This is a genomic window from uncultured Gimesia sp., from assembly GCF_963972345.1.
GTDB lineage: Bacteria > Planctomycetota > Planctomycetia > Planctomycetales > Planctomycetaceae > Gimesia.
Genome location: NZ_CAXAVM010000251.1, coordinates 1 through 8,939 on the forward strand (window position 1 = coordinate 1; position 8,939 = coordinate 8,939).

At 54.3% G+C, this 8,939-nt stretch carries 11 protein-coding genes; 3 read left to right on the forward strand and 8 right to left on the reverse strand.

Going from position 1 to position 8,939, the window contains the following annotated elements:
- Positions 1 to 513, forward strand: a 513-nt coding sequence (locus tag AACZ40_RS26310; protein ID WP_339676540.1) for an iron ABC transporter permease, incomplete at its 5' end; no start/stop codon positions are given.
- A 14-nt stretch (positions 514 to 527) separates the two neighbouring features.
- Positions 528 to 1,304 carry an ABC transporter ATP-binding protein gene (locus tag AACZ40_RS26315; protein ID WP_291168421.1) on the forward strand — a complete coding sequence of 259 codons (777 nt, stop codon included), beginning with the start codon at positions 528 to 530 and terminating at the stop codon, positions 1,302 to 1,304.
- 20 nt (positions 1,305 to 1,324) lie between these two features.
- On the opposite strand, the gene AACZ40_RS26320 is transcribed toward AACZ40_RS26315, so the two are convergent.
- On the reverse strand, positions 1,325 to 1,645 hold the full coding sequence (locus AACZ40_RS26320) for a Dabb family protein (protein ID WP_291168419.1): 321 nt from the start codon (positions 1,643 to 1,645) through the stop codon (positions 1,325 to 1,327).
- Positions 1,646 to 1,965: 320 nt separating this feature from the next.
- Here AACZ40_RS26320 and AACZ40_RS26325 point away from each other — a divergent pair, with 320 nt between their 5' ends.
- Positions 1,966 to 2,901, forward strand: a complete 936-nt coding sequence (locus tag AACZ40_RS26325) for a hypothetical protein (protein WP_339676544.1) — start codon at positions 1,966 to 1,968, stop codon at positions 2,899 to 2,901.
- 20 nt (positions 2,902 to 2,921) lie between these two features.
- Here AACZ40_RS26325 and AACZ40_RS26330 read toward each other — a convergent pair whose 3' ends face one another.
- The 7 genes from AACZ40_RS26330 to cyoE all read right to left on the reverse strand — a co-directional run.
- Positions 2,922 to 3,236 (reverse strand): hypothetical protein, encoded by a 315-nt coding sequence (locus tag AACZ40_RS26330; RefSeq protein ID WP_291168415.1) that lies wholly within the window; start codon positions 3,234 to 3,236, stop codon positions 2,922 to 2,924.
- Between the two features lie 84 nt (positions 3,237 to 3,320).
- Positions 3,321 to 4,682 (reverse strand): DUF420 domain-containing protein, encoded by a 1,362-nt coding sequence (locus AACZ40_RS26335; RefSeq protein ID WP_291168413.1) that lies wholly within the window; start codon positions 4,680 to 4,682, stop codon positions 3,321 to 3,323.
- 35 nt (positions 4,683 to 4,717) lie between these two features.
- Complete coding sequence (locus AACZ40_RS26340) at positions 4,718 to 5,569, reverse strand: ABC transporter permease (RefSeq protein ID WP_291168412.1); 852 nt, start codon at positions 5,567 to 5,569, stop codon at positions 4,718 to 4,720.
- The gene (locus tag AACZ40_RS26345) at positions 5,566 to 6,534 is read right to left on the reverse strand and encodes an ATP-binding cassette domain-containing protein (protein WP_291168411.1); all 969 of its coding nucleotides are present in this window, start codon (positions 6,532 to 6,534) and stop codon (positions 5,566 to 5,568) included. The genes AACZ40_RS26340 and AACZ40_RS26345 overlap by 4 nt, the downstream gene beginning before the upstream one ends.
- The gene (locus AACZ40_RS26350) at positions 6,524 to 6,931 is read right to left on the reverse strand and encodes a cytochrome C oxidase subunit IV family protein (RefSeq protein WP_291168408.1); all 408 of its coding nucleotides are present in this window, start codon (positions 6,929 to 6,931) and stop codon (positions 6,524 to 6,526) included. Before AACZ40_RS26350 ends, AACZ40_RS26345 begins: the two co-directional genes overlap by 11 nt.
- A gap of 18 nt (positions 6,932 to 6,949) precedes the next feature.
- Positions 6,950 to 7,963, reverse strand: coding sequence for a cytochrome c oxidase subunit 3 (locus tag AACZ40_RS26355; RefSeq protein ID WP_291168406.1), 1,014 nt, complete (start codon positions 7,961 to 7,963; stop codon positions 6,950 to 6,952).
- A gap of 70 nt (positions 7,964 to 8,033) precedes the next feature.
- On the reverse strand, positions 8,034 to 8,939 hold a 906-nt coding region (cyoE, locus tag AACZ40_RS26360), incomplete at its 5' end, for a heme o synthase (RefSeq protein ID WP_339676550.1).

Sequence of the window (8,939 nt, forward strand, 5' to 3'; positions counted from 1 at the left end):
GTTTCGCTGATCATGTTTCTGAATCATGAAATGCTGACGACCATCTTCAGCTGGCTGCTGGGCAGTTTCTCAGGCAGGCACTGGAATGAAATTGTCATGGCGGGACCGGGGATTCTGTGTAGTGGCGGACTGTTGTGGTTATTGTCACGTCCATTGGATCTGCTTTCGTTTGGTGATGAGGCGGCCCAGACGCTGGGCTTATCGATTGGCAAATTTCGGATGCTCATTCTGATCGCCGCTACGTTCTGTACTGCAGCCTGTGTTGCCGTATCAGGGGTGATCGGTTTTTTAGGATTGATGGCGCCACATATGACGCGCATTCTGCTGGGCCCCCGGCACGGACTGTTGATTCCCGGCAGCTGCCTGTTAGGCGCAACTCTGATGGTGATTGCCGATACGCTGGCCCGGACGGTGATTGCACCGGCGGAAATTCCGGTGGGCATTGTGACGGCGTTAATGGGCTGTCCGTTTTTTCTGTTTCTGCTGCTCAGTCGTGGTCAGCAATCTGGTTAAGAAGGGGAACAGGCATGCATCCGATCGAACTGGAAAACGTCACCTGCGGATATACGCGGCAGGATGTTTTGAAACAGATCTCGCTGAACATAAAACCGGGAACCGTGCTGGTTTTACTGGGCCCCAATGGTTCCGGCAAGACAACGTTGCTGCGTGCATTATTTCAGCTGGTGGAAATCCGCGAGGGCAGCGTGCTGATTGAAGGGGAGTCGTTGAGTCAGATGTCACGCAAGCAGGTGGCGCAGAAGCTGGCGCTGGCACCGCAGCTGGAATCTCCCCAGTGGCCCATGACGGTCGAAGAAACGGTGCAGCTGGGGCGCAGCGCCCATCGTGGCTGGGTCCAACCCTTTGGGGTAGAAGATACGAGCCAGGTGCAGGCCGCTTTGCAGCAGACCGGACTCACGGAATTACGTCAGCGGAAGATTACCGAAATTTCCGGCGGGGAATGGCGGCGGACCCTGATCGCCCGGGCGCTCGTGCAACAGACGAACGTGCTGTGTCTGGATGAACCGACGACGGGGCTCGATCTTAAATACCAGGTTGAGATTCTGTCACTCATTCGCAATCTGGCGCATGAGCGAAATCTGACTGTCATCCTGACAATTCACGATCTGAATCTGGCCAGCAGCTTTGCTGACCAGATCGTGTTACTGGATAAAGGGGAGATCGCGGCGATCGGCACGGGGGTGGAAGTTTTGACGGAAGCCCGCCTGACGGAAGTCTATCAGACCCCGGTCAAAGTACTGCCCCATCCGGAGTACCAGACGCCACTGATTGTGCCCGTGCTCTGAACGGGATTGCCACGCATCGCTCAGCTGGTGACGTAACTGTCACAGACCTGGACGTTGGCCCATTTGTCTTTGTTTTCTGAGATGAAGGTCAGATGGTCAGCGGCTTCCTGATATTTATCGTGTGAGTCTTTGTTATCGAAGACCACATTCAATGCGACGTGATATTCCTGGTTGTTCACCGGTCGCTGAAACTCGGTCCCACGGATCCCGGCGGAGAAATAGAGCACACCCGGATGATCCTTCAGATACTTGTGACAGGCCTTTACCATGGCTTCGCTGGCTTCGGGGGAGCCGTCTTTGAGGGTGAAATAAACCATATGTGCCAGTGCTGCATCTGCCATGTTCATGTCCTTTAATCTCGCTGCGATGAATTAAGTGTCTGTTATGGTTGGGTTTAGTGGATTTGGGCTCCGGGGTGAGCCTGCTTCCTGCTTTCACATCTTCTCAAAAAATCCCCTGAATGTCACGAGAACCGGGGGCCAGGGAAATTCGTAAATTGTGAAATTTAAGATAAAGCGACTTTAACGATTATGCCGATAAATGAGAACGGTGGGTCTTCGTTCCGGCTGATCCTGTAGAGCCAGTGTCTCAGTTTGACTGAAACGGGAACGAAATCATAGGAGTGCCATCCAGCACACTTAGTAAAAAAAGGAGTTTTTCGATGTCCCCCTGGATTCGAAATTGTATTGTCGTCGCTTCGCTGTTTCTGATTATGACTAATGATAATACCGCGGATGCTCATATCTTTAAACGGTTGTTCAATCGGGGAGGCATGGGTTGCTATTATCCACAGCATGGCCGTTGCGGTCACCGGTGTAAGAAGCTGGCCCGTCGTTATTTTCGACGTTGTGCTCCTGTCACTTCATGCTGCCCGGGCGTGTGTACTCCTCCTCCGCCACAAATCTGTTATCAGGACGTGATTTGTACGGAATATCGTATGGTGCCTCGCACCACCAATGTTCCGGTCACCACCTATCAGCAGGTGACTGTTGACGAAGGCTGCTGGCAGCAGGTCTGGGTTCCCAAAATGGTAACCAAACAGATTCCCCGCACCGAATACCGTCAGCAGACCAGCTATATCCGTACTCCGGTTCAGGTCAGAAAACGGGTTCAGGTCTCAGTGCCCCAATCAACGTGCACCGACTGTATGAACGGGCAACCTTCCATGATGAGCCCGTCACCCTCCATGCAGCCTTACGTAGTGCCTTCCACACCGTCACCCTCCAGTGCCCCGGTTCCCACGCCGATGAATTCCACATCGCTGGACATGGGAGCCTACCCGCCTCTTGCTCCGACCATCAGCGCCCAACCGGCGACTGGCTGGGGCGGAAACGGAAACAGCGGACCTGCGTTCTCAAGCATGGCTGCGACTTTACCTCCCAGTCCGGCAGTTTTGCAGGTTCCCGATCTGCAGACCAATTCCGAATGGCAGACGATTCCTTCTCAGAACACATCTTTCCAGACGCAGACGGCGGTTTCCAATCAATCAACCTATGATGATTCCCTGTCACGCACCGCATCCGCCAGGGGGGCCTTTGTGCCCGCTCCTTCAGCAGCGACTGTCTGGAATACTCCTCGTCGTCAACCCTTGAACTAATCGTCGACGAGTCTCAACTGTTACGATTCATCCACACCGGAATCGGCATCGCTTTGATGCGGGTTCCGGTTGTGTTCGTAATGCTGGACGGTTTCCTGTTCGCGTTTGATCATCTTGAAAAAGGCAACGCCAAACCCGGAGAGAAGAATGGCGGGCATCGCCAGCATGAAGGTGATGCTATACATGTAAGCGCGGGGTTTGGAATCATCGGTTTCGTTCAACTGCTTGCACATGGGGCAGGCGGCAGCCTGGCTGATGACAGCGGGGGAAGAAAACAGCCCCAGCAGCGCTGCGGTCAGAACACAGGAACGAAGGAATGAAAAACGCTTTAGCATGATACGAACCACTTGCTGAACAGATTAAGATGCTTTCATTGTAACAGATCCCGATCGGGATTCCAGCCGTCGGGCGGCTGAATCTCAGGCAGCGCCCGGCAAATGATAGAGCATGAAATAGATCACCACGCCCGTAATGGAGACATACAACCAGATGGGAAACGTGATTTTAGCAATCTTGCGATGGGCTTCCCACTGCTGTTTCAGGCCGCGTCGAATTGTTACCCAGGCCAGTACAGGCACAGCGGCGGCGAGCACGACATGGGTGATCAGGATGAAATAATAAATCGGCCGGATCAGGCCTGTTCCTTCAAATTTACGGGACGCCGTTCCCGTGTAACTTTGCAGTGCGAAGTGATACAGCAGATAGAAGACCAGGAACAGGACGGACGTTCCGAATGCCGTCAACATCGTTTTTTTGTGTTTCTGCTGTTCCCCATGCCGGATGAACCAGTAGCCCACCATCAGCAGTATGGTTGCCAGACCGTTCAAAGTGGCGTTGAGGGCAGGCAGCTGGTAGACCCAGTCCGGAGCCGTCCGGGGCGTCTCGCTGGTTTCGGGTTCGGCAGCCGGTGAAGCTGTTTCCGTTTGAGCCAGTAGATGAAACGTCAAAGGAACCAGTGTCGAACTCAGCGAAATCATACCCGCTTTGGCGGGCGTTGCCGGTGGGGCTGCTTCTTTTTCACCCTGCCTGTCCGGGGATTCTTCTTTCTGTTCTTCCGTTTTCTCTGCATCCTGTTTCACGAGCTTGCGCACTTCGCGTCTGAGTTCTGCCATCTGCACATCGTCGACCGCGTTATATTTTCCCAGGACGCGTCCTTCCTGATCTACCAGCATGACGTTGGTGGTGTGAATCACCTCAAAGCCGGGCTTGCGAGCTGGGCCTTTATTTTCCTCGACGGGCATCAGAAAGCTTTTCTCAATCAGGTGAAAGATCTCGCTTTGATCGCCTGTGAGAAACAGCCATTTCTCGGGATCGGCGCCGACCGATTCCGCATATCGGGATAACACTTCCGGAGTGTCATTTTTCGGATCGACGGTGAAGGTCACCAGGCGAAAGTCCAGGTCCCTCAGATCTTTCTGCAACTGGTAAAACTGGCCGGAGACGCGCGGGCAGGGGCCTGCACAGCGGGTGAAAACGAAGCAGGCCACCCAGGGTTTGCCCAGCAGGTCCTTTTTCGTTACGGTTTCGCCGCTGCGTTCGGTGAGCGAAAAGTCATCAATGCCGGTTTCCGGCCAGATGGGAGCTTTGGCTTTGACTTCTGCGGTCTCTGTTTCTTCCGCTTTTTCCTTTGCGGCGGCGGCTTCGCTGGCTTTTCGCTGCTCCATTGCCAGGTCATGCTGTGTCTTCAGTTTCCAGGTCGCAAACGCACTCACGGCGACGAGTACCCAGAGCACGATGATCAAAAACAGGGGGATGCGGCGGGTCGGTTTTGTCTCAGTCATATTTATTCTTCAGAGTTCGTTGAATGAAGTCATGTTTATCTGGCATTGCGGGTGGCCCGTTGGCGGGTCATCCAGATGGCAATCGATACATAAATTATACAAACCGCGGCGGTGACAGTCAGGCAGACAACCAGGGAAGGATTGCCGGGTGCACTTGGTAAAGCAGGACCTGCAGACAGCAGTCTCCGCAAACCGGTCACGCCATACGTCAGGGGATTGGCGCGGATGATCCAGGAAAGCCAGCCCGAATCTCCTGCAGGGAAAAACGAACCGGAAAGCAGCCACATCGGCATCAGAAAAACTGACATGATAGCGTGAAACCCTTGTGTGGATTCCATCGGCCAGGCAATCAGGTAGCCCAGCGCCGTCAGGCTGAAACCCAGCAGGAACAGAAACAGCAGCAGGGGAATGAACCCTGCCAGTGTGACACCAGTATCGAAGTCGGGCGCCAATCCGACAATTTTTAACAGGGGGCCCAGCAGCAGAAACAGGACAGCTTGTAAAACGGCCAGGATGGTTCCACCCAGCAGTTTTCCCAAGACAATGGAAGAGCGGGGAACCGGCGAGACCAGGACTCCCTGCAGAAAGCCTTCCTTACGGTCTTCGATGATCGAGATGGTCGAGAAGATCGCGGTAAACATCAGGATCATGACGGCGACACCCGGAAAAAAATATTCCTGGTAGGTCATGCCAGCGGTCGCCCAGTCGGGGGCTTTGAAAGAGCCGCGCAGTCCCGCTCCGAACAGGATCCAGAACAGGATCGGCTGGATCAGCGCACCGATCACGCGGGTACGCTGCCTGGCGAAGCGGACCACTTCACGCTGCGCGAGCGAAAGTATCGGCAGCACAAAGGGGGTTGCTGGTGTGACAGCGACAGGCTGATTCATTCGACTTCCTCCGCCTGCCAGAACTGATGTCCGGTTTCGTGGATGAACACATCTTCGAGTGTCGGCTTTCCGAGAGAGACCGAAGTGACCTGCTCGGGAAACGCGTCGATCAGCGCTTTCAGAAATTCATGTCCGCGGGGATGTTCCAGGCGCAGGCTGTGATTGACCTGCTGGGGTGTGACGCCGAAATTTTCTGTAATCTGGCGAAGCAGTGTCTCCGGATGTTCTGCCTGGATGGTCAGGCAGTCTCCGCCCACCGATGCCCGCAATTCATCGGGGGTACCCAGCGAGATGAGTTCGCCCTGATGCAGAATTCCCAGCCGGTCGCAGTGTTCTGCTTCTTCCATTAAATGAGTGGTAATCAGGATGGTGACGCCCTGTTCGCGCTGCAGTTGTTTCAGGTATTTCCAGAGATCGTGTCTTGCCCCCGGGTCGAGGCCTGTACTCGGTTCATCCAGCAGGAGGACCTGGGGAGAATGCAGCAGGCCTTTGGCAATTTCGACGCGGCGTTTTAACCCGCCCGATAAGGATTCGGCGAGGTCCTGCTTACGATCTGTGAGTCCCAGGTGCTGCAGTACGGCAGCGATGCGTTCCCGCAGTTGTCCTCCCGAAATTCCATACAGGTGTGCCTGATGTTTCAGGTTTTCCCAGACGGTGAGTTTGCCGTCGAGACTGGGAGACTGGAAGGTGACACCAATCAGCGTGCGGATTTCCCGGGCCTGTGTGGCGAGGTCCAGGCCGGCGATGGTGGCATTGCCTGACTGCAGGGGCAGCAGGGTGGAGAGCAGTCTGAAGAGGGTTGTCTTTCCGCCTCCATTGGGACCCAGCAGACCGAAAATCTCCGCGGGGCGGACGTCAAAACTCAGATGATTCAAAGCCAGCCGTTCGCCGTACCGGTGCGAAATATCAGAGACACGGATGCGGGACACAGCCTGCGATTCCTGAGGGAGGGTATTACTCAACATGACTTTTTTCGGGGTTCAAGGCGTCGGTCTTCGCTGCGGTTTCCCGGGCCTGTTCGAGATAGTCGATCTGGGGCGCTTCGTTCGTGTAATAATGAATGCCGATATCGGGGGTAATGGCAATTGTCAGCCCCATTGCCAGTACGATGGTCGGGCTCAGCAGCACGTACTTCCATCTTCCTTCAAATTTCAGATGCATAAAATAAATCAGCACAAACAGTGCTTTGGCGCAGGCGACAGCCAGGACCAGCACTGCCAGCAGCACGACGCCGTTCATGCCGATGATGTTCTGTTTTTTTAAATCGATCACGTCAAAAACAATAGACAAGCCCGTACAGATACAGAGGGCATAGAAAATGCTGGAATATTTGACGTAAGCGTGATCGTGTTGATCTGACATCGGATTGGTGGCTCTCGGTTAAATGATGTAAATCAGCGGGAACAGGAAGATCCAGACCAGGTCGACGAAGTGCCAGTAGAGGCCGATGTTTTCGACGTAATCTTTCCATTTTTTGCTCAGTCGTCTGCCCTGGATCAGCACGATGATGAACAGCAGCATGCCGATCACCACGTGCAACGCATGGAAACCGGTCAGCAGAAAATAAACCGAGGCAAACAGGTTTCCGTAAATGATGGGTTGCAGAAAATGCACAGGTGCCATGAGAGAGGCGTACTGAGGATCCTGCTTCAGCGTCTCCAGTTCTTTGTTCATCTCCTGCATGCTGATGGATTCCTCCAGCGCCCGGTCATTTAATTTCCGGTATTTATCACCGAGATCAAAATAGGTCTGCAGTTCTTTTTTACGGGCGGCAGGGGTATCTTCGGCAGCCAGTTCTGCCTGCAACTGCTGACGGAGTTCTTCAACGGGGGTTTCCACTTCTTCTGTTTTTTCATCTGTCACCCCGGCGACTTCTACTGTGTCTTCGGGATTGACCGGTTCCGTTTTCTCTGGCAGTTTCGCAGCAGATAACGTGATGGCCCGCTGATCCACGACCTGCTTCATTTCCCGCATCGATTTATCAATGGCCATGCGGGGGGTTTCGGGAATGTGTCCCGGCAGAATATCGTATTGGAACTTACCCGCATATTCGTAGGATTTGATCCCCAGGAACACGCAGGCCAGCAGCAGCGTCAAACAGAGGTAACGTCGCGCTTTGGCGAAGTTCTCGACTTTCATGCCTTCCAGTGCGAGCACGACGAAGTAGCTGGAGAGAATCAGCACGAACGTATTCAAGCCACCCGCCCAGACGCGGAGGTGCGTGATTTCCGGATCGTCGGGCCAGCCAGGTGATCCGGCGCGGAGTACGATATAAGCTCCGATAAAGGCGGAAAAGAACATGATTTCTGTCGCCAGGAAGAGCCACATCCCCAGTTTGGAGTGTGGTATGGGAAGTCCCATTCGGTATTGTGGCGAATTACTTTCGTGACTCATTGTAATCTTTCACTTTTCATCGCAGGTCATCAAGCAGTCTTTGAATCCTGAAAACATACGCTTGGATGGATCAGTTAAACAGTTGCAATCGATCCCAGGTGAGCGTGAGTAACAGCAGAGGGAGGTAAATCAGGGAGTACCAGATTAACTCGCGCGCGGTCTGGCGTGTTTCGTTTCGCAGGAAACGAATCGAAAAAGCGAGGTAACCGATACCGAGGACAAACGCGACCACAGAGTAAAACGTGCCCGTCAGTGAAACATATTGGGGCAGCAGACTGACGGGAATCAAAGCCGTTGCATAAATCACGCACATCCAGCCGATCATACGTGGTGCCGGATCTGGGGCGGGCAGCATCTTCAGTCCCGCCTGGTGGTATTGATGACGGTACAGCCAGGCAATCGCCAGAAAGTGCGGGAACTGCCAGAAGAACATGATGGCAAAAATCGCGAAGGAGGAGGTATTCAGGTTTCCGCCGGCCGCTGTCCAGCCCAGGATGGGAGGCATGGCACCGGGGATGGCTCCGATGGTAGTGCACAGCGAGGTGACGCGTTTGAGTGGCGTGTAAACCAGCACGTACAGCACCAGCGTCATCATGGCTAAAAACGCGGTCAGCAGGTTGACCATTGTTGCCAGGTAAAAAATACCGGTCAGAGCAGCACCGATGCCGAAGATCAGAACCTCGGGTAACGAGATTTTCCCAGCGGGCAGCGGCCGGTTGGCGGTGCGGGGCATCAGCGCGTCGCTCTTCATTTCCAGCAGTTGATTCAGCGAATTGCAGCCGACGGCAACCAGGCCGATTCCCAGCAGGGCATGGATGAGAGGCAGCAACGACCAGGAATGGGCGGAGGCCAGTGTATATCCCAGTGCCACCGAGATCAGCGCCATCGCCGAGATTCGTGGTTTAATGAGTTCGAGATAATCGCCTAACCGGGCCAGACTGACAGGTTTGGCGGCAGTTTTCGTTTCTTCAACGGC

Coding starts and splice junctions, on each gene's coding strand:
- AACZ40_RS26315 (WP_291168421.1), top strand. CDS start 528: ATGCATCCGATCGAACTGGAAAACGTCACCTGCGGATATACGCGGCAG.
- AACZ40_RS26320 (WP_291168419.1), bottom strand. CDS start 1,645: ATGGCAGATGCAGCACTGGCACATATGGTTTATTTCACCCTCAAAGAC.
- AACZ40_RS26325 (WP_339676544.1), top strand. CDS start 1,966: ATGTCCCCCTGGATTCGAAATTGTATTGTCGTCGCTTCGCTGTTTCTG.
- AACZ40_RS26330 (WP_291168415.1), bottom strand. CDS start 3,236: ATGCTAAAGCGTTTTTCATTCCTTCGTTCCTGTGTTCTGACCGCAGCG.
- AACZ40_RS26335 (WP_291168413.1), bottom strand. CDS start 4,682: ATGACTGAGACAAAACCGACCCGCCGCATCCCCCTGTTTTTGATCATC.
- AACZ40_RS26340 (WP_291168412.1), bottom strand. CDS start 5,569: ATGAATCAGCCTGTCGCTGTCACACCAGCAACCCCCTTTGTGCTGCCG.
- AACZ40_RS26345 (WP_291168411.1), bottom strand. CDS start 6,534: ATGTTGAGTAATACCCTCCCTCAGGAATCGCAGGCTGTGTCCCGCATC.
- AACZ40_RS26350 (WP_291168408.1), bottom strand. CDS start 6,931: ATGTCAGATCAACACGATCACGCTTACGTCAAATATTCCAGCATTTTC.
- AACZ40_RS26355 (WP_291168406.1), bottom strand. CDS start 7,963: ATGAGTCACGAAAGTAATTCGCCACAATACCGAATGGGACTTCCCATA.